Genomic DNA, 356 nt, shown 5'->3' with positions numbered 1-356 from the left:
TCCCGGCATGGCGCAGGCTGCGATCGTGATCGAGCGGCTCACGAAGATCCTTCCCGGTATTGCACCAATCAAGCCCGAAGCCACGCGCGTCACCCAGCGCCCCATCCCCAGGGATGGCCTGTCGGCCATCGGGCCCGTACCTGGCCTCGACGGCTATTATCTGATGGTCACGCATAGCGGCGCGACGCTCTCGCCGGCGCTCGGGGCCATGGCCGCGGACGAGATCCTGACCGGCATCGAACGGCAGGAGCTCGCCGATTTCCGCCCCGCGCGTTTCTTCACATAGAATAGGAAGCCGCGGCGGCACTCGGAAAGTCGTTCAGCCGTGTGGTTGCCGCGCCACACGATGGGAGGGC

The 356-nt window shown here is 66.6% G+C and carries 1 protein-coding gene; it reads left to right on the top strand.

From position 1 onward, the window contains the following. On the top strand, window positions 1-286 hold a 286-nt coding region (locus tag AB4Y92_RS26805), incomplete at its 5' end, for a hypothetical protein (RefSeq protein WP_441822381.1). Between the last annotated feature and the right edge of the window lie 70 nt (window positions 287-356).

The sequence above is a fragment of the Lysobacter sp. TAB13 genome (assembly GCF_052113885.1).
Taxonomy (GTDB): Bacteria; Pseudomonadota; Gammaproteobacteria; order Xanthomonadales; family Xanthomonadaceae; genus Lysobacter; species Lysobacter gummosus.
This window is presented reverse-complemented; position numbering and strand designations above follow the sequence as displayed.